Origin of the sequence: Streptomyces sp. NPDC055243 (genome assembly GCF_044544025.1) — a bacterium.
Taxonomy (GTDB): domain Bacteria; phylum Actinomycetota; class Actinomycetes; order Streptomycetales; family Streptomycetaceae; genus Streptomyces.
Genome location: NZ_JBITWR010000018.1, coordinates 127904 through 146681, shown reverse-complemented (window position 1 = coordinate 146681; position 18778 = coordinate 127904). Strand labels below are relative to the sequence as shown.

At 73.1% G+C, this 18778-nt stretch carries 12 protein-coding genes; 7 read left to right on the top strand and 5 right to left on the bottom strand.

All coding sequences use genetic code 11. The features are described from left to right. Nucleotide 1: 1 nt before the first annotated feature. A complete protein-coding gene (locus ACIGXX_RS37010) occupies nt 2-2224 on the top strand; it encodes a glycoside hydrolase family 3 N-terminal domain-containing protein (RefSeq protein ID WP_399982495.1) in 2223 nt (740 codons plus the stop codon). 120 nt (nt 2225-2344) lie between these two features. Here the strand turns inward: ACIGXX_RS37010 and ACIGXX_RS37005 are convergent, their stop codons facing one another. The 4 genes from ACIGXX_RS37005 to ACIGXX_RS36990 form a co-directional block, all read right to left on the bottom strand. Next, nucleotides 2345-3586 carry an MFS transporter gene (locus ACIGXX_RS37005; protein ID WP_351165118.1) on the bottom strand — a complete coding sequence of 414 codons (1242 nt, stop codon included), beginning with the start codon at nt 3584-3586 and terminating at the stop codon, nt 2345-2347. After that, on the bottom strand, nt 3586-5028 hold the full coding sequence (locus ACIGXX_RS37000; protein WP_351165119.1) for a citrate:proton symporter: 1443 nt from the start codon (nt 5026-5028) through the stop codon (nt 3586-3588). Before ACIGXX_RS37000 ends, ACIGXX_RS37005 begins: the two co-directional genes overlap by 1 nt. 121 nt (nt 5029-5149) lie before the next feature. Further along, nucleotides 5150-7432 (bottom strand): molybdopterin-dependent oxidoreductase, encoded by a 2283-nt coding sequence (locus tag ACIGXX_RS36995; RefSeq protein ID WP_399982490.1) that lies wholly within the window; start codon nt 7430-7432, stop codon nt 5150-5152. Nucleotides 7433-7564: 132 nt separating this feature from the next. Continuing rightward, nucleotides 7565-8197: a TetR/AcrR family transcriptional regulator gene (locus ACIGXX_RS36990; protein ID WP_351165121.1), complete on the bottom strand. Its 633-nt coding sequence runs from the start codon at nt 8195-8197 to the stop codon at nt 7565-7567. Nucleotides 8198-8299: 102 nt separating this feature from the next. Here ACIGXX_RS36990 and hmgA point away from each other — a divergent pair, with 102 nt between their 5' ends. From hmgA to ACIGXX_RS36975, 3 genes are all read left to right on the top strand, one after another. Further along, complete coding sequence (gene hmgA, locus ACIGXX_RS36985) at nt 8300-9646, top strand: homogentisate 1,2-dioxygenase (protein WP_361473527.1); 1347 nt, start codon at nt 8300-8302, stop codon at nt 9644-9646. A gap of 62 nt (nt 9647-9708) precedes the next feature. Beyond that, on the top strand, nt 9709-10458 hold the full coding sequence (locus tag ACIGXX_RS36980) for a GntR family transcriptional regulator (RefSeq protein WP_351165123.1): 750 nt from the start codon (nt 9709-9711) through the stop codon (nt 10456-10458). Nucleotides 10459-10473: 15 nt separating this feature from the next. After that, nucleotides 10474-11673: a type ISP restriction/modification enzyme gene (locus tag ACIGXX_RS36975; RefSeq protein ID WP_351165125.1), complete on the top strand. Its 1200-nt coding sequence runs from the start codon at nt 10474-10476 to the stop codon at nt 11671-11673. Nucleotides 11674-11720: 47 nt separating this feature from the next. Here the strand turns inward: ACIGXX_RS36975 and ACIGXX_RS36970 are convergent, their stop codons facing one another. Then, nucleotides 11721-13121, bottom strand: coding sequence for an MFS transporter (locus tag ACIGXX_RS36970; protein ID WP_399982484.1), 1401 nt, complete (start codon nt 13119-13121; stop codon nt 11721-11723). Between the two features lie 238 nt (nt 13122-13359). Here ACIGXX_RS36970 and ACIGXX_RS36965 point away from each other — a divergent pair, with 238 nt between their 5' ends. The 3 genes from ACIGXX_RS36965 to ACIGXX_RS36955 all read left to right on the top strand — a co-directional run bounded on the left by ACIGXX_RS36965 (nt 13360) and on the right by ACIGXX_RS36955 (nt 18761). Beyond that, nucleotides 13360-14343 (top strand): zinc-binding dehydrogenase, encoded by a 984-nt coding sequence (locus ACIGXX_RS36965; protein ID WP_399982481.1) that lies wholly within the window; start codon nt 13360-13362, stop codon nt 14341-14343. Between the two features lie 101 nt (nt 14344-14444). Beyond that, nucleotides 14445-15383, top strand: a complete 939-nt coding sequence (locus tag ACIGXX_RS36960) for an NADP-dependent oxidoreductase (RefSeq protein ID WP_399982478.1) — start codon at nt 14445-14447, stop codon at nt 15381-15383. Between the two features lie 561 nt (nt 15384-15944). Next, entirely contained in the window at nt 15945-18761 is a 2817-nt protein-coding gene (locus ACIGXX_RS36955; RefSeq protein ID WP_399982475.1) for an AAA family ATPase, read from the top strand. Nucleotides 18762-18778: the final 17 nt, after the last annotated feature.

The window sequence follows — 18778 nt, the reverse complement described above, 5'->3', positions numbered from 1 at the left end:
CATGGTCCACCCCTGGCAGGACACCACGCTGCCCGCTGCCGAGCGGGCCGCGGACCTGCTCGCCCGGATGACCGCGAAGGAGAAGCTGGCCCAGCTCTCCAGCGTCTGGCCCGGCTCGGACGCCCAGGAGACCGGCGACGTGGCGCCGCTCCAGCACGAGGTGGCGCAACACGTCGACCTGGATGAGCTGCTCCCCCACGGCCTCGGCCAGATGACGCGCCCCTTCGGCACGGCCCCGGTGGAACCGGCCGAAGGCGCGGCCCGGCTCGCCGCCTTCCAGGAGCGCGTCCGCGCCGCGAACCGCTTCGCCCTGCCCGCCGTCGCCCACGAGGAGTGCCTCACCGGATTCACCGCCTGGCAGGCGGCCGTCTTCCCCACACCGCTCGCCTGGGGCGCGTCCTTCGACCCCGAACTGGTGGGCAGGATGGCCGAGTCCATCGGTGCGTCGATGCGCGCGGTCGGCATCCACCAGGGCCTCGCGCCGGTCCTGGACGTCGTGCGCGACCCGCGCTGGGGCCGCACGGAGGAGTCGATCGGCGAGGACCCCTACCTGGTGGCGACCATCGGCACGGCGTACGTCCAGGGCCTGCAGTCGGCGGGGATCGTCGCCACGCTCAAGCACTTCGCGGGCTACGCGGCCTCGCGCGGGGCCCGCAACCACGCCCCCGTGTCCATCGGCCCGCGCGAGCTGGCGGACGTCGTCCTGCCGCCCTTCGAGATGGCGGTACGGGACGGGGGCGCCCGCTCGGTGATGCCCGCGTACAACGACCTGGACGGCCTCCCGGCCCACGCGCACCAGGCGCTGCTCGGCCAACTCCTGCGCGAGGAATGGGGGTTCACCGGGACGGTCGTCTCGGACTACTTCGGGGTGTCCTTCCTGGAGTCGGCCCACGGGGTCACGGACTCCAGGGCGGGGGCGGCCGCGCTGGCCCTGGCGGCGGGCGTGGACGTCGAGCTCCCTGCGGTGCGGTGCTTCGGGGCGGGGGCTCCGCCCCGGGAGACGGTGGACCGGGCGGCCCTGCGCGTCCTGACCCAGAAGTGCGAGCTCGGCCTGCTTGACCCGGACTGGACGGCGGCGCCACCCGCACCGCCTGCGGACGTGGACCTCGATGCGCCCCATATGCGGCTCATCGCCCGCGAGTTGGCCGAGGAGTCGGTGGTCCTGCTCGCCAACGCGGCCGGGGCGCTCCCCCTCGCCCGCGACGTACGGATCGCCGTGCTGGGCCCGCTCGCCGACGACCCGGCGGCGATGCTCGGCTGCTACACCTTTCCGCGCCATGTGGGCGTCGAGCACCCGGGGTTGCCGATGGGCGTCGCCGTGCCGACGCTGCTCGACGCGCTGCGTACGGAGTTCCCCGAGGCGATGTTCGTGGCGGACCCGGCGGAAGCGGAGGTCTGCCTGGTCGTGGCCGGAGACCGGTCCGGGCTCTTCGGGCGGGGCACGTCGGGCGAGGGCTGCGACGCGCCGGACCTCGAACTGCCGGACGGGCAAGGCGAGTTGATCGACAGGGCCCTCGCCTCCGGCACTCCCACGATCCTGGCCCTGCTCACCGGCCGCCCCTACGCGCTCGGCCGCTGGGCGGACCGCCTTGCCGGGGTGGTGCAGGCGTTCTTCCCCGGCGAGGAGGGCGGCGGTGCGGTGGCGGGCGTCCTGTCGGGGCGGGTCAATCCCTCCGGGCGGTTGCCGGTCGGGGTGCCCCGGGAGCCGACGGGCCAGCCCTGGACATATCTGGCGCCCCCGCTCGGCCACCGGGGCGAGGCGAGCAGCCTCGATCCGACGCCGTTGTTCCCGTTCGGGCACGGCCTCTCGTACACGACGTTCGCGTGGGAGGTGTCCCCTGTCCCCGAGGAGCTGCCCACGGACGGCGAGACGACCCTGCGCGTCACGGTCACCAACACGGGCGATCGCCCCGGGGCCGAGGTCGTCCAGCTCTACCTCCACGACCCCGTGGGCCGGGTGGCACGCCCGGTGGTCCGCCTGGTCGGCTACGCGCGTGTGCCGCTGCTCCCCGGCGGGTCCGCGGAGGTCCACGCCACGTTCCACGCCGACCTGGCGTCGTACACCGGCCCTGACGGTGACCGGACCGTCGAACCGGGAGCCCTGGAAATCCGCGTCGCCGCGTCCAGCACTACCGTCCACCACCGGGTGCCGCTGACCCTGACGGGTCCTGAGCGGATCGTGGGCCATGAGCGGCGCATGCGGTGTGAGATGCGGGTGAAGTGAGGGGCCCCGCGGAGCGGTGACCGTCGATCACCGGCTCCGCCGAGCTCGCCCTCAAGCGCCGGACGGGCTGAATCCGTTCGACCCCGGTCCGAGATTCGCAGCCGGGGCCGGGGAGAAGATTCAGCCCCTTCGGCGTTTGAGGAGCGGGGGTCTGGGGGCGGAACCATCAGCCTCGGGAGGGGGCGGAACGGAAGCAGGCTTCGCAGGGCCCCGCCGCAGCCCCAACCCGGCCGCCACCAGAAGCAGCCCACCGAGCATCACGAACGGGGCAGCCACCCCCGCCACCCCGGCGATCAACCCGGCCCCGGCAGGCGCAGCCACCTGCCCCAGCCGATTCCCCGTGAGCCGCAGCGCGAGCGCGGTGGACCGGGCCCCGTCCGGCGCGGCCTGCACCACCGTCGTCATGGACAGCGGCTGCCCGACCCCGAGACAGAATCCCAGCAGCACCAGCATCACCCCCAGCCCCCACACAGGCACCGGCAGCGCCACCCCGGCACACAGCACAGCGGCCAGCAGACACGTGACGACGATCAGCACCGTACGGCCGAGCAGGTTGATCAGCGGCGTCATCACCAGCCGGCAGGCGATCGTCGCGGCGGCCCGCAGTGAGAGCAGCACCCCGACCGTGGCGGGCGCGATGCCCCGGTGCTCACCGACCACCGGCAGGTAGGCCGTGAGGATGTCCGTCGCGGAGAGCACCGCGAGGCTGATGAAGATGCCGGCGGGAACACCCCGGGTGCGCAGGATGCCGAGCACCGGGACCTTGTCCCCGCGCTTCGGCGACGTACCGGCGGGCCGCACGTGCTCGATGCGCCAGAGCGAGGTGAGCGAGACGGCCGCGACCCCCGCGGAGACGAGCAGCGCGAGGGCGCTGGTGCGGCCCATGTCCCCGCCGATGAGGGCGCCCGCGGCGACCGGCCCGATCAGCTGCCCGAGCGAGGCGCCGATCGTGAAGTGCCCGAAGTTGCGGTCCTGTTCGTCGGGGGCGGACTGCCGCGCGACGATCGACTGGGCGCCGATCACGAAGCAGAGGTGGCCGAGCCCCATGACACCGCTCCAGGCGGCGAGCGCGCCGAGCGATCCCGCCGTACCGCTGAGCGCGCAGCCGCCCGCGATCAGGGCGACGCCGATCGGAAGCAGCGGCGCGCACCGGCCGTGGTCCGTCCTGCGCCCGAGCGGCACGGCCGCGAAGAGCGGGAGCAGGGCGTACACACCGGCTATGACGCCGATCGCCCGCTCGTCGGCGCCCAGCGAAAGGGCCCGGTAGGAGACGGCCGGACGCGCCATCGACACCGCCCCCTGCGCGAAGGCGAAGGCGATGACGAGGCGCAGCAACCAGGCCCGGCCCGGTGTCGATGGCATCAGATGATGCCGAAGAGGATTCCGGAGCCGAGCACCACGAGCGAGGTGAGGACGGCCCATTTGACGGTGAACTTGGTGTGGTCGCCGAACTCGACCTTGGCCATGCCGACGAGGACGTACACGGCGGGCACCAGCGGGCTCGACATGTGCAGGGCCTGGCCGGCGATCGAGGCGCGGGCGATCTCCAGGGTGCCGACGCCGTGCGCCTGGCCCGCCTCGGCGAGGACCGGCAGGACGCCGAAGTAGAAGCCGTCGTTCGACATGAAGTAGGTGAGCGGCAGGGACAACAGGCCGGTGACCAGGCCCATCTGCGGGCCCATGCCCTCCGGGATCGCGTCGACCAGCCACTTGGCCATGCTGTCGACCATGCCGGTGCCCTGGAGGACGCCGGTGAAGACGGCGGCGGCGAAGACCATGCCGGTGACGTTGAGGACGTTCTCCGCGTGGGCGCCGATGCGGGCCTTCTGGTCGGGCATGTGCGGGAAGTTGACCGTCAGGGCGAGCGCGGCGCCGAGCAGGAAGAGGACCGGGATCGGCAGCCACTCCATGATCATGGCGGTGAGCAGGACGACGGTGAGACCGGCGTTGAACCAGTAGAGCTTGGGGCGCAGGGTGGAGCGGTTGGGGTCGAGGCCCTGGAAGCCGTCGTCGTCATCGGCCTCGTCGGAGGCATCCCCGGCGGCAGCGGCGTCGGCGTCCGTTCCGGAGCCCGCTGCCCCGGTGGTCTTCTTCGTGAGCGAGGTACGCCCGTCGGCGGTGCCGCCACCGGCACCCACCAGAACCGTCTCGCCCGCCGTCTCCTTCTCCAGGACCTCGTCCAGGGAGAGCATGCCCAGGCGCTTGCGCTCCCGCAGGCCCAGTGCGTAGGAGAGCAGGAAGACGGCCACGAGGCCCATGGCAAGCGCCGGGATCATCGGGACGAAGATGTCGGCCGCGTCGACCTTGAGCGCGGTCGCGGCGCGGGCCGTCGGGCCGCCCCAGGGCAGGGTGTTCATGACGCCGTTGGCGGTGGCCGCGACGCCCGTCATGACGACGAGGCTCATCTTGAGGCGTTTGTAGAGCGGATACATCGCCGAGACCGTGATCATGAAGGTCGTCGAGCCGTCGCCGTCGAGGGAGACGATCGCGGCGAGCAGCGCGGTGCCCACCACGATGCGCACCGGGTCCGCCTTGCAGAAGCGCAGGATGCCCCGGACGATCGGGTCGAAGAGGCCGACGTCGATCATGACGCCGAAGTAGACGATGGCGAACATGAGCATCGCCGCCGTGGGCGCCAGATTCCCGACGCCTTCGAGGACGTAGTCCCCGAGATGGGCTCCCTTTCCTACGAACACGCAGAAGAGCGCGGGGATCAGCACCAGTGCCGCGATCGGCGACATCTTCTTCATCATGATCAGCACCAGGAAGGTGGCGATCATGACGAATCCGAGGATTGTCAGCATGGGGGCTACCTAACGTTCACCATCGAACTCCCACCAGGTCTGGCGGTCCGGTTGACGTTAGGACCCGTTCTCCAGCGTTAACAAGATGTTGACGTGTGAGCAATAAGCGCAAAACTCCAGGTCAACGAGTTGCCGCCGGGGCTGCCTGGGCCGCCGCCGCAGCGAGGGCCGTGACGGACACGGGGAAGCCGTTGAGCACGGACGTCCCGGAGAGCGGGTCGAGGAGCGTGCCGTCCAGGAGCTGGTTCACATTGGCCCCGGGGTCCTCGGCCGCGACGGCGAGGCGCGTGCCGGGGCGGTCGTGGCCCCAGCCGTGCGGCAGGCTCACCACTCCGGGGCGTACGGCGTCGGTCACCTCGACGGGGACGGTGAGCTGTCCGCCGGCGGCCTCCACGCGCGCGTGGCCGCCGTTCTCCAGGCCGATGCGGGCCGCGTCCTCGGGGTGAACGTGCAGGGTGCAGCGGTTGGAGCCGCCGACGAGGGTGCGGACGTTGTGCATCCAGCTGTTGTTGGAGCGCAGATGGCGCCGTCCTACGAGGACGAGCTCGTCCGGGGTGGCACGCAGCGCTCCGGTGAGGCGGGGCAGGTCGTCCGCGATGGGTACCGGGAGGAGTTCCACCCGTCCGCTGCGCGTCCTGAGGATCTGCGGGAGGCGGGATTCCAGCGGCCCGAGGTCGATGCCGTGCGGGTGGGCGAGGAGCCGCTCCAGGGTCAGGCCGTCCTCGCGTACGCCGAATCCGTCGCCGTAGGGGCCCAGGCGCAGCATCAGGTCGAGCCGGCGCTCGGGGCCGCTGTCTCCGGTGAGGAGGGCGGCGAGTTCCTTGGGGTCGCGGTGGTACGCGGCCGAGTGCGGCTCGGTGACGGCCTTGCCGAGGGTCTTCTGGACGACCATCGCGTCGACGGCCGCCGGGTCGGCGCCGTGCATACCGCTCGCGGCCAGGACGAGCCGGGCCAGGATCTCGGTCTCCGCCATCCTGCCGTCGGCCAGGGGCAGTGCGGCGCGGGTGTAGCGGACCTGGTTGCGTACGGCGAATCCGTTGAAGACGAAGTCGAAGTGGGCGCTCTGGGAGGGCGGGGGCGGCGGCAGGACCACGTGGGCGCGGCAGGAGGTCTCGTTCAGGTACGGGTCGACGCTGACCATGAAGTCGAGTGAGGCGAGGGCCTTGTCGAGGCGGTCGCCGTCGGGGGCGGAGAGGACGGGGTTGGCCGCGATGGCGACGACCGCGCGGATCGCGCCGTCGCCGGGGGTGTCGATCTCCTCGGCGAGCGCGGCGATCGGCAGTTCGCCCTTGGCCTCCGGGTGTCCGCTCACGCGGCTGTGCCAGCGGCCGAGCGCGAAGCCCTTGCCGGGGCCTGCCGGGCGGGGCTCGCGGTCGGTGGCGGAGAGCGGGAACAGGGCGCCGCCGGGCCGGTCGAGGTTGCCGGTCAGGACGTTCAGGACGTCGACGAGCCAGTTGGTGAGCGTGCCGTGGGCGACGGTGCTCGCGCCGACACGGGCGTAGACGGCGGCGGTGGGTGCCGCAGCCAGGTCGCGGGCCAGGGCGCGGATGGTGTCGGCGGGCACGTCGCAGGCGTCGGAGACGGCGTCGGGGGTGAAGTGGCGTACGGCTGCGCGCACGTCCTCGACGCCTTCCACCTGCTCTTCGAGTGCTCCGAGGTCGGTGAGCTTCTCCTCGAAGAGGACCTGGACCATGGCCGCGAGCAGCAGCGCGTCCGCGCCGGGGCGGATCGCGAGGTGCCGGTCGGCGATCTTCGCGGTGCGGGTGCGGCGCGGGTCGACGACGGTGAGGGTGCCGCCCCGGGCGCGCAGTGCCTTCAGCCTGCCCGGGAAGTCGGGGGCGGTGCACAGGCTTCCGTTGGAGTCCAGGGGGTTGGCGCCGAGCAGGAGCAGATGGTCGGTGCGGTCCAGGTCGGGCACGGGGATGGCGAGCGGGTCGCCGAAGAGGAGCCCGCTGGAGACGTGCTTGGGCATCTGGTCCACGGTGCTCGCGGTGAAGATGTTGCGGGTGCCGATGGAGCTCAGGAGCACGGGCGGGTAGAGGCCGCCCGCCATGGAGTGCACGTTCGGGTTGCCGAGCACCACGCCGACCGCCTGCGGCCCGTGCCGCTCGATCAGGGGGCGCAGGCCTGCGGCGACGGCGTCGAACGCCTCGTCCCAGCTTGCCTCTTGGAGTACGCCGTCCTTGCGTACGAGGGGGCCTTCGAGGCGGTCGGGGTCGGAGTCGGCCTCTCCGAAGGAGGCGCCTTTGGGGCAGATGAAGCCTTTGCTGAACACATCGTCCCGGTCGCCTCGCGCACCGGTCACGCGCGGGCCCTCGGCGCTGTCAGGGGGCCCTTCGATGGTGAGCGTGAGCCCGCAGGTGGCTTCGCAGAGGGAGCAGATACGCAGGGCGGTGCTGGGCATGGAGGACCCTCCAGGGCGGCGGCTACGGCGCACGTGCGCTCTCACCATACCGACCGGTATGCACGGCGTCAGGCCCCGTCGGGGGTCAGGTCGCGAATCCGCCGGCCCGCACTCCGTCCAGCGCGCCCGCGCTCAGTCCAGCGCGCCCGCGAAATAGCGGTGCAGCAGGGTCCGCGTCTCGTCGATCAGGTCGGGATCGCCCGACGGGTGGGCGCGGAAGGCGAGTTGGAGGACCGCGTCCACCGCCTCGACGCCGACGAGCACCGTGCGGCGCAGCTTCTTGTCCAGCGGCCGGTCGAGGTGGGCGGCGAGCAGTCCCGCCACCCGCTCGGCGACGTCCGAGTTGGCGTCGGGCATCGCGTCGGGGGCCGAGGGGATGCCGAAGTCGACCAAGCCGAAGCCGGGGACGGTGCGCTTCATGGCGAGGTACTCGTCGAAGGCCGCGTCGACGGCGCCGCGCCAGTCGCCGCGCTCCACTCCGGCCATGCGCGCCGCCACGCGCTCTCCGTACGCGTCGAGGTTGCGGTGGGCCAGGGCGTCGGCCATGGCCCGCTTGTTGCCGAAGAAGCGGTAGACCGAGCCGATGGGGACGCCCGCGCGCACGGCGACCGCGCGGGTGCTCAGGCCTTCGTAGCCGACCTCGTCCAGGAGGACCGCGCAGGCGTCGAGGATGCGCGTCAGACGCTCGGCGCTGCGCTCCTGCACGGGCACGCGGCGCAGGGCTTTCGGGGGCGGCGGGGGCTCTTTCCGATCACGGTGGGGCATCCCCGGGAGAGTAGAGCATTGTTCACATCCATGGATCCCCCTTGCGGAAGGAAAAGCCGAATCCTACGGTGTCCCATAGGAATCGTTGACGAGGGAGCGATGATGAGCCGGGAACAGACCAGCGACGGCAGCCGTGCGGACGCGGACGGCGCGCGCAAGACGGCGGAGGCACTGACGTACCTCACCGGCTTCGGCAACGAACACAGCTCCGAGGCGGTGCCCGGCGCCCTGCCGCACGGGCGCAACTCACCCCAGCGCGCCCCCCTCGGTCTCTACGCGGAGCAGCTCAGCGGCACCGCGTTCACCGAGCCCCGCGCGCACAACCGCCGCTCGTGGCTCTACCGCATCCGCCCCTCGGCCGCGCACCCCGCGTTCACCCGAGTCGACAACGGCGCGCTGCGCACGGCGCCGTTCCCGCAGGCCGCCGACCCCAATCGCCTCCGCTGGAACCCGCTCCCCGAGCCCGCCACCGGCACGGACTTCCTCGCGGGCCTGTGGACCCTGGGCGGCAACGGCGACGCCACGCAGCGCACCGGCATGGCCGTGCACCTCTACCACGCCAACTCCTCCATGAAGGACCGGGTGTTCAGCGACGCGGACGGCGAACTCCTCGTCGTCCCCGAGCAGGGCGGCCTGCTCCTTCGCACCGAGTTCGGGCTGCTGCGCGCCGAGCCGGGCGAGGTGGCGCTGATCCCGCGCGGGGTGCGCTTTCGCGTCGAACTGCTCGACGAGACCGCACGCGGGTACGTGTGCGAGAACTACGGCGCGGCCTTCCAGCTCCCCGACCTGGGCCCGATCGGCGCGAACGGCCTGGCCAACGCACGGGACTTCAGGGCCCCCGTCGCCGCGTACGAGGACGAGGACCGCCCGGTGGAGGTGGTGAACAAGTTCTGCGGGAACCTGTGGCGGGCGACCTACGACCACTCGCCGCTCGACGTCGTCGCCTGGCACGGCAACCACGTCCCGTACGTATATGACCTGCGCCGCTTCAACGTCCTCGGCACCATCAGCTACGACCACCCGGACCCGTCGATCTTCACGGTGCTCACCTCCCCGTCCGACACCCCGGGCCTGGCGGGCGTCGACTTCGTGGTCTTCGCGCCGCGCTGGCTGGTGGGCGAGGACACCTTCCGGCCGCCGTACTTCCACCGGAACGTGATGAGCGAGTACATGGGCCTGATCGAGGGCGCGTACGACGCGAAAGCGGAGGGCTTCGTGCCCGGCGGCGGCTCGCTGCACAACATGATGTCGGCGCACGGCCCCGACCGCGACACCTTCGAGAAGGCGTCGGCCGCCGAGCTGAAGCCGCAGAAGATCGACGACGGCCTTGCCTTCATGTTCGAGACGCGCTGGCCGGTGACCGCGACCGAACAAGCAGCTCAGGCCGCCCATCTGCAGCGCGGATACGACGATGTGTGGGAGGGTCTGGAGCGCCATTTTCGAAACTGATCGCGTGCCGACCACGCAATCGATCCCGTTTCGAAGCCGATGCGGACTGATTCGGAGAGACCGTGACCGCTTTCGCCCCGGACTCGATCGTCCTGAATCGCAAACTGCCGCTCTGGTATCAGGTGTCGCAGTCCCTGCGCGCCTCGATACTCGGCCGCACGCCCGACGCCCCGCTCCGGCTGCCCACCGAGGAGCAGCTGGCGGGGCACTACGGCGTGAGCGTCCTGACCATGCGCCAGGCCCTCAAGGAGCTGGAGGACGAGGGCCTGATCACCCGCCACCGGCGGCGCGGCACGTTCATCGAGCCCAGCGCCCAGCGCGGCTCCCCGGTCCGGCTGCTCGGCTCGGTCGACGCGATCGTGGCCCAGCAGTCGGGCATGAGCACCCAGCTCCTCGCGCACGGCACAGCTCCGGTCTCCGGCGAACTCGCCGAGCACTTCCCCGACCTGACCGAGGTGGCGACCTACCACCGGCTGCGCAGCGACGAGAAGACGGGCGAACCGACCAATCACGCCCACAACTTCATCCGCCCCGAGCTCGCCGAGCGCGTCGAGCTCGACGATCTGACGCGCTGGCCCATGACGAAGGTCCTGCGCGACGTCGTGGGCGTGCGCATCAGCCGCATCACCGACACCGTCGAGGCCACGCTCGCCGACCCGGAGACGGCCCGCCTCCTCGAAGTACCGCTGCTCAGCCCGATCCTGCACTACACAGGCATCACCTACGACGAGGAGGGGCACGCTCTGGACGTGGCACGCATCCACTACCGCGGCGACCGCTTCTCCTTCACGGTCACCCTCGACGCGACGTAAGGGTCTCGACGTACGATGCCGGGCGTGACGCACGACCAAGCGGCGCTGCTCGCCGACCTGATGCCGTGGTCCGTCGCACCGCTCCGGCCGGGCCGCGGGTGGCCGATGGGACCGGACGCCGCATCCCTCAGGGCCCGCTGGGCCGCGTTCGTGCGGGCGGGCACGGATGAGCGCGAGCGGCTGCTCTCCCCATCGCGCTCACGCACCCTGCACACGGCGGTCGCCCAGCTCCCGGGCCATCAGGGCGCGACGGTCCCGCTGGCCGCCGAGTCGGGCCCCTGCCCCGATCCGGTGCGCGTCCTGCACGGCCCCTTCGACGAGCAGTGGCTGATCCCTGACCACCGGCTCATCGACACCGCTCGCCCCGAGCTGTGGCGGGTCGCGGGCGAAGGCCAGGTGTTCCTCGTCGAGCAGGGGCAGGTGACCGGCTCCGCGGGGCCCGCGGTGCTCGCGTCCGCCGTGCTGCCGGACGGCCGCTCCCCCGCCGGGCGGCCGGGACGCATCCGCCCGCTGTTCCGCCGCCCCGGCGGCCTCGAACCCAATGTGGCGCCGGGGCTGCTCGCCCATCTCACGAAGGCACTGGGCCACGAGGTCGAAGCCGCGGATCTCCTGTCCTGGACGCTGGCCGTGGCGCAGGCGTCACCGGCCGGCTGCCGGGTTCCGCTGCCGGCCGACGCCGGGACCTGGGCGCGGGGCACGGAGTTGGGGCGCCGCCTGCTCGCGCTCCAGGCGCGCGGCGACGGGGCGCGGCCGAAGCTTCCCGGCGGGCGGCGGCCCTACGTGAGGGCGCCGCTGCCCGCCCGGCCGGTGGAGGTCTCGTACGACGCCGACGAAGAGGCGCTGTGCGTGGACGACGGCCGCATCTCGCCGGTGCCGCAGGAGGCGTGGGACTTCGAGGTGAGCGGGGTGCGCGTCCTTGAGCTGTGGTGCGAGCGGCGCACGGCCACCGGTGAGGCGGGCTCCTTGGAGGCGATCCGTCCCGCGCAGTGGCCGCAGGCGTGGACGTCCGAGCTGCTCGAACTCATCACGGTGCTTGCGCTGCTGGCAGAACTCCGGCCGCTTCAGGAGGAGTTGACGGGCGATCTCGCACCCGGGATCACGGCCGACGAGCTGCGCCGGGCGGGCGTGCTCCCCGCACCCGACGCCGCGCGGCGCCCCGCGTCGGTGCTCGACCACCACGAGGAGGGCCCCGGCGGCCAGTTCGCCCTGCTCTGAGCCGCCCGACGCCGCGCCTCCTCGGGGCGCTCCCTCGGGACGCTCCGCTAACCCTGCCCGGCCTTCCGGCTGCCGCCCGACGCGAGCAGCGCCACCAGCCCGGCGGCCTGCAGCAGCGCGAGCGCCGCGACCCCTGTGCGGAAACCGCCCGCTCCCCCGCCGCCCAGGCCGTACGCGAGCGCCGCGATCGCGGGGCCGACGGTGAAGCCGAGGGTGCGGAAGGTGTTGCCGACGCCGCCGATGGTGCCCACCAGGTCGGGCGGTGTGGCGGCCAGGAGCGAGGCGTTCACCGGCGTACCGAACAGCGCCTGTCCCACTCCGATCACGGCGAGCCGCCAGCCGATGTCGAGAAGACCGGCACCGGAACCGAGCGTCAGCATGCTCAGCAGACCGCCGATGACCAGGAGCAGTCCCGCCGCCCCCACCAGTCTGCCGGGCAGCCGGTCGGCGAGCCGGCCGCTGACCGGCGAGCAGAGGGCCACCGTACCGATGAAGAAGACCATCGCGAGGCCGGTCAGGGAGGCGTTCTCGTGCAGGACGTCGGCGACGTAGAACGGCAGCAGGAAGTAGGAGAGCCCCACGAACGTGCCGGTCAGCAGGAGTGAGAGGACCGGAAGGCCGATGGCCCTGCGCCGCAGGAGCCCGGTCACCGGGCGCGCCGAGCGCAGGCGCGTCCACCACACCGCGAGCGCGGCGGCGGCCACCGAGAACAGCCCGGCGACGACGGGCTGCCCGGCCTCGATCCGGTCGAAGGCCACCAGGAGCGCGGTCACCGAACCGCCGAGGACCAGGCCGTCGCCCACCAGGGACCGGTCGGGCCGGGTGAGCCCGCCCCCGGTGGAGGGGATGTAGCGCGCGCCGAGCCAGACCACGACGATCAGGACCGGGACCTTCATCAGCAGCACCGGCCGCCAGCCGTACGCGTCCGCGACGAACCCGCCCAGGGACGAGCCGCCCATCGAGCCGATCGGCATGATCGTGGCGATGTAGCCCATCGCGCGGCCCCGCTGTTCGGGCCGTACGACGGCGGCGACCACCGGCAGGTACACCGCCACGGCCAGGGCGCCCGCGACGCCTTGCAGGACGCGGGCGGCGAGGAGCACGGGGAGGTTCGGCGCGGCGGCGGCGAGGACGCTGGTGAGCCCGATCGCCGGGACGGAGAAGAGGAACACGGCACGCAGGTCGACCCGGTCCGTCCACCGTCCGGCGGGGATCGCGAGGGCTGCCGTCGGCAGGGCGTAGGCGAGGAGCACCCACTGGGTCGCGGAGGTCCCGACGCCGAGGTCGGCGCCGATCGCGGGCAGCGTCACGGAGGAGAGGCTCAGCTCCAGGGTGACCATCAGCATGGCGAGGGCCATGACGGCGACCGGCGTCCAGCGGGTCCTGGTGAGGGTGGTCCCGGCGGCGGGCGTCGGGGGTGGCGTGGTGTCACAGGTCGCGTGCGTCATGGGGTCGACGCTAGGAAGAGGAGCCTGGGCGTCGCCTCTGTCGTACGACTGGGAACGACCGGGTGCGCGGACCCCAGTCGCCCCCCGGTCAGTACCTGACCGGTACCCAGTCGGCACCCGGTCACCACCCCGTCATGATCCCGGTCGCCCGACAGAGGCACCGGACCCTGGGTGCTCCCTAGCTTTCTGGTTGTCAGCACGGGCAGTTCGGCCCGTCGGCGACGAAAGCGAGTTGGCCATGCGAGCGATCCGACTGCACGCCTTCGGCGGGCCCGAGAACCTGCGGTACGAGGAGGTCGCCGACCCGGTGCCGGGCCCCGGCCAGGTCCGTATCGCCGTCGAGGCGGCGGGAGTCCACCTCCTCGACACCGCGCTCCAGAAGGGAGCGGCGGACGAACTCCCTTTCCCGATCCCCGAGTTGCCGATGACGCCGGGCCGTGAGGTGGCGGGCGTGGTCGCCGGGCTCGGCGAGGGAGTGGACGAGGAGTGGCTCGGCCGGCGGGTGGTGACACACCTGGGCCTGGTCAACGCGGGCTACGCGGAGCTGGCCGTGCGCGAGATGGAGGCACTGTTCCCGCTGCCGGAGACCCTCTCGTACGAGGCCGCGATCGCCATGGTCGGCACCGGCCGGATGGCGCTGGGCGTCCTGCACGTCGCCGCGCTCGAACCCGACGACGTGGTCCTGGTGACGGCCGCCGCGGGCGGCATCGGCACGCTCCTCGTGCAGGCCGCGCGGAACGCGGGCGCGACCGTGGTGGGCGCGGCGGGAGGGCCAGGGAAGGCTGCGCGGGTGCGGGCATCGGGCGCGGACCTGGCGGTCGACTACAACGAGCCCGACTGGGCGCAGAAGGTGCGCGCGGCGCTCGGGGGCCGCGAGGTGAGCGTCGCCTTCGACAGCGTGGGCGGCGAAGCGGGACGCGCCGCGCTCGAACTCCTGGGATTCGGCGGCCGGTTCGTCGTCTACGGCTGGTCGTCGGGGGCACCCACGGAGCTGGCCACCAAGGACCTGCACGGCAAGCTCCTGACGGCGACGTACGCGCTGGGCCCGCGGATCGCACGCGTCCCCGGGGGCCTGCGCGGCCTCCAGGAGCGGGCGCTTGAGGAGGCGGCGCGCGGCACGCTCGTACCGGCGGTGACGACGTTCCCGCTGCGGGACGCGGGCGCGGCGCACGCGGCGCTGCTGGGGCGGGAGACGGTCGGCAAGGTGGTCCTGAAGCCATGACGACGCTACGGCATACGGGACGCACAGGATGCATGGAAGGCATAGGACGTATGGGGCGTACGGGGCTCATTCAGCGCACCCAGCTCAAGGGAGGAACCCCCATGACTGCTACGACTACGACGACGATGCGGGCGGCAGCGTTCGAGGCCTACGGCCCGGCGGAGGTGCTGCGCCCGGTGATTCTGCCCGTCCCCGCGCCCGGCCCGGGCGAGGTCCGCGTTCGCGTTCGGGCGGCCGGTGTGATGCCGTTCGACATCGGGCTGCGGCAAGGCGTGATCAGACCGCCGGGGGCGGTGTTCCCCGTCGTGCCGGGCAATGAGTTCGCGGGAACGGTGGACGCGCTCGGCCCCGGGACGACGGGCTTCGCTCCGGGAGATCCGGTGCTCGGCTTCTCCCTCCTCGGCTCGTACGCGGAGTACGCGGTGGTCCCGGTGGAGAATCTGGTCGCCAAGCCCGACACGATGGAGTGGGCGGTGGCGGGCGGCTTCTCGGGGAACGCGCAGGGCGCGCACATGGCGCTGAGCGCGATGCGGGTGGGCCCGGGCGACACGGTTCTGATCAACGCGGCGGCGGGCGGACTGGGCACGCTGGCGGTGCAGTTGGCGAGGGCGTGGGGCGCGAGGACGGTGATCGGCACGGCGAGCGAGGCCAACCACGACCATCTGCGGTCGCTGGGCGCGATCCCCGTTACGTACGGCGACGGCCTGGAGGAACGGGTGCGCGCGATCGCCCCGGATGGCGTGGACGCGGCGCTGGACGGGGCGGGCGCGGAGGCGCTGCGGGCGTCGGCGGCGGTGACGCACGACCCGACCCGGGTCATCACGATGGTCGCCACGGAGGAGGCGCGCCGCCTGGGCCTGCCCGAACTGACCGGCACGAGGACGGCGCCCCGCCTGGCGGAAATGACGGACCTGTACGCGAAGGGAGCCCTGCGGGTGCACATCCGCGCGCGGTACGAGCTGGACCGAGCGGCGGACGCGCAGCGGGAGGTGGAGCGGGGCCATGGCCGGGGCAAGGTGGTCCTGGCGGCAACGCCTTGAGCAGTACCCCCAAGCTCCGCGCCTGCGCCTCGGGCCCACTTGGTCCCCCTCCCTCCGGTTGCGCCTTGCCCGCGATGGAGGCTTCGCCTCTGGCCCACGGGACCCGTGCGCCTGAGGCTGCGCCTCGGATCCGCTGTTCCGGCGCACATCAGGCGTGCGCCCCTGTCCCGCCGCTGCGCGGCGGATCTTCCCCACCCGCCCACCCGTTACCCCGCGGCCTCGGGCCATGGTGGACCGATCCTGCCCTCCCTCCAGCTGAGCCGGCACTCGGACCCGCCGCGAAGCGGGCGGCATGGGCGGTGCGGATCCGGGCGCGGGGTGAACGGATGGGTGGGCGGCACGAGCGGTGCAGACCCGGACACGGGGTGAACGGGCGGGTGGGCGGGAGAGACCCGCCGCGAAGCAGGCGGCACGAGCGGTGCGGATCCAGACGCGGGGTGAACGGGCGGGTGGGCGGGCAAGACCCGCCGCGAAGCGGCGGTACTGATCCCCCAGCCCCCCTGCCCGGGGCCCCACCCAAAGCCGCCCGCCAGGGCCCCCACCCCCGGTTAGGGTCAACCCATGCTCTACGGACGCGGCAGCGAAACCGCCCTGCTGGATGGACTGCTGGCCAAGGCCCGGCAGGGCCACAGCGCCGCCCTCGTCGTACGAGGAGAGGCCGGCATCGGCAAGTCCGTCCTGCTGGCCCACGCGGCGGCGACCGCCACAGCGCACGCCACGACCCACCGCACAAGCCTGCTGCAAGCAACCGGCATCGAGGCCGAGAGCGAACTCCCCTTCGCCGGACTGCACTTGCTCCTGCACCGCGTCACCGACCGCATCGACGACCTCCCCGAGCCCCAGGCCAAGGCCCTGCGCGCGGCCCTCGGGCTGGCGCCCAGCGCGCGGGCCGACCGCTTCCTCATCGGCCTCGCCGTGCTGACCCTCCTCGCGGATCTCGCCGAGGGCGAAGGCTCCCTCCTCTGCCTGATCGACGACGCCCAATGGCTCGACCAGGCCTCCGCGGACGCCCTCCTCTTCGCCGCCCGGCGCCTCGCCGCCGAAGGCGTCGTCATGGTGTTCGCGGCCCGCGACGCGCACGCGCCGCCGTTCCCCGCCCAGGGCCTGCCCGAGCTGCGGCTCACCGGGCTCGACGACGAGGCCGCGGGCGAGCTCCTCGCCGAGCACGCGGGCGACCTGCCCCGCTACGTACGCGAGCAGATCCGCGGCGAGTCCGGCGGCAACCCGCTCGCCCTGCGCGAGCTGCCCGCCGCCCAGCGCGAGGGCCACATCCCCGCCTACGGCTACCACTTGAGTGCGCTGCCCAGCCACTCCCGTCTCCTGCGGACCTTCGCGGACCGGATATCCGCGCTGCCGCCGACCACCCGGTCCCTGCTCGTGGTCGCGGCGGCCGAAGGCACCGGCGACCTGACGGTGACGGCGACCGCCGCCGGGAAGCTCGGCGCCTCCGTCACCGATCTGGAGCCCGCCGAGCGCAAGGAGCTGCTCAGCCTGGACGGCGGACGCCTCGCCTTCCGGCACCCCCTGATCCGCGCCGCCGCCTACCAGAGCGCCCCGGTCGGCGACCGCATCGCCGCGCACCGCGCACTGGCCGAGGCCCTGCCCTGCGTGGGCAACGTCGACCGCCGGGCCTGGCATCTGGCGGCGGCCACCACGGAGCCCGACGAGTACGTCGCCGGCATCCTGGAGCAGACCGCTGAACACGCGCGGGCCCGCGGCGGCTACGCGGCCGTCGCCGCCGCCTGCGAACGCGCCGCCCAGCTCAGCCCGGACGGCACCCACCGCGCCCGGCGCCTGGCGCTCGCCGCGTCGGCCGCCGCGGACGCGGGCCAGAACGAACGCGCCGCCGAACTCGCCCTGCGCGCCGCCCCGCACCTGACCGACCCGGCCGTCCTCGCACAGCTCGCCCAGGTGCGCGCCGCCGTCGCCCGCGAGCAGGGCCGCCTCGACGCCTCGTACTCCGTGCTGCTCGACACGGCCGCCGAGATCGCCCCGCACACACCCGAGACGGCGGCGCTCATGGTGTATGAGGCGATGACCGCCGCGTGGCTGTCCGGGCACCGGCAGTCGATCGACGAGATCAGCCGCCGCATCGCCGGTCTCGACCTCAGGACTCCCCCGCACGCCCTGCCCTATCTGCCCGCCGCTGAGGGGCTCGCCCGGCTCGCGGCGGGCGACCCGGGCAGTGGACTACCGCCGCTGCGCGCTCTGTTCGAGAGCCTGCGGGCCGAGCGCCACGACCGCGGGCACACCCTGCGCGAACGCGTATCGATCGCCTCCTGGTTCGCACCGCTCGGCGACCTCGAGACCGGCAACGACCTCGCCGCCGAGCTGGACCGCGAGTGCCGTGAACAGGGCGCGCTCGGCCCGCTGCCGCTGGTGCTCCTCATGCGCACCCGCGCGCGGATCTTCCTGGGCCGCCACAGCTGCGCCCTGACGGGTGCCGCCGAAGGGCTCCAGATCGCGCGGGACACCGGACAGCCGCACTACGTGGGGCAGTTGTCGGGCGTCCTCGCCTATCTCGCGGCGCTGGAAGGCGACGAGGAGCGCTGCCGCGAGCTCGCCGCCAAGGGCGATCTGCGGCAGGTCATGCCGGGCCAGGTGTGGGGCGGCGTCGCGATCGGCATGCTGGAGCTGGGCCTCGGCCGCTACGAAGCCGCCCTTCGCGCGTACGAGGACGTCGCGGCGAGCCCGTCGGGCCACACGATCGTCGTCCTGTACTGCGTGCCGGACCGGGTCGAGGCCGCCGTGCGCGCCGGGACCGGACAGGCCGATTCCGTACGGGACTCGGCACGGGGCTTCGCCGCATGGGCCGAGCACACCGGGGCCGTCTGGGCGCGGGCGCTGGCCGCCCGCTGCCGTGCGCTGCTGGCCCCGGATGCCGAGGCAGGACCGGCGTACGAGGAAGCTCTCGCGCTGCACGTCGACGACGGCCGCCCCTTCGAACGGGCCCGCACGGAGCTGCTCTTCGGGGAGTGGCTGCGCCGCGCGGGCCGCAGGAGCGAGGCCCGTACGCCGCTGCGCTCGGCCCTCGACACCTTCGAGCTGCTCGCCGCGCCGCCGTGGGCCGAGCGGGCGCGCGCCGAACTGCGGGCCACCGGCGAGAGCCGCGCGCGGCAGACCGGCGACACGGCTCCCCTGGACCGGCTCACCCCGCAGGAGCGCCAGGTCGTGCGGCTCGCGGCGTCCGGCATGACCAACCGGGACATCGGCGCCCAGCTGTTCCTCTCGCCCCGCACGGTGGGCTACCACCTCTACAACGCCTATCCGAAGCTGGGCGTGGCATCGCGCGGCGAGCTGGCCCGGCTGGAGTTCCGGGACCAGGAGGACCAGGAGGACCAGGAGGACCAGGAGGACCAGCAAGAGGCGCCGGCCTAGGCGCCTTTGTCACCGCC

What these genes read in the sequence shown, in the direction of transcription:
- ACIGXX_RS37010 (WP_399982495.1), top strand. Translation starts at nt 2, where the DNA reads ATGGTCCACCCCTGGCAGGACACCACGCTGCCCGCTGCCGAGCGGGCC.
- ACIGXX_RS37005 (WP_351165118.1), bottom strand. Translation starts at nt 3,586, where the DNA reads ATGCCATCGACACCGGGCCGGGCCTGGTTGCTGCGCCTCGTCATCGCC.
- ACIGXX_RS37000 (WP_351165119.1), bottom strand. Translation starts at nt 5,028, where the DNA reads ATGCTGACAATCCTCGGATTCGTCATGATCGCCACCTTCCTGGTGCTG.
- ACIGXX_RS36995 (WP_399982490.1), bottom strand. Translation starts at nt 7,432, where the DNA reads ATGCCCAGCACCGCCCTGCGTATCTGCTCCCTCTGCGAAGCCACCTGC.
- ACIGXX_RS36990 (WP_351165121.1), bottom strand. Translation starts at nt 8,197, where the DNA reads ATGCCCCACCGTGATCGGAAAGAGCCCCCGCCGCCCCCGAAAGCCCTG.
- hmgA (WP_361473527.1), top strand. Translation starts at nt 8,300, where the DNA reads ATGAGCCGGGAACAGACCAGCGACGGCAGCCGTGCGGACGCGGACGGC.
- ACIGXX_RS36975 (WP_351165125.1), top strand. Translation starts at nt 10,474, where the DNA reads ATGCCGGGCGTGACGCACGACCAAGCGGCGCTGCTCGCCGACCTGATG.
- ACIGXX_RS36970 (WP_399982484.1), bottom strand. Translation starts at nt 13,121, where the DNA reads ATGACGCACGCGACCTGTGACACCACGCCACCCCCGACGCCCGCCGCC.
- ACIGXX_RS36965 (WP_399982481.1), top strand. Translation starts at nt 13,360, where the DNA reads ATGCGAGCGATCCGACTGCACGCCTTCGGCGGGCCCGAGAACCTGCGG.
- ACIGXX_RS36960 (WP_399982478.1), top strand. Translation starts at nt 14,445, where the DNA reads ATGACTGCTACGACTACGACGACGATGCGGGCGGCAGCGTTCGAGGCC.
- ACIGXX_RS36955 (WP_399982475.1), top strand. Translation starts at nt 15,945, where the DNA reads ATGCTCTACGGACGCGGCAGCGAAACCGCCCTGCTGGATGGACTGCTG.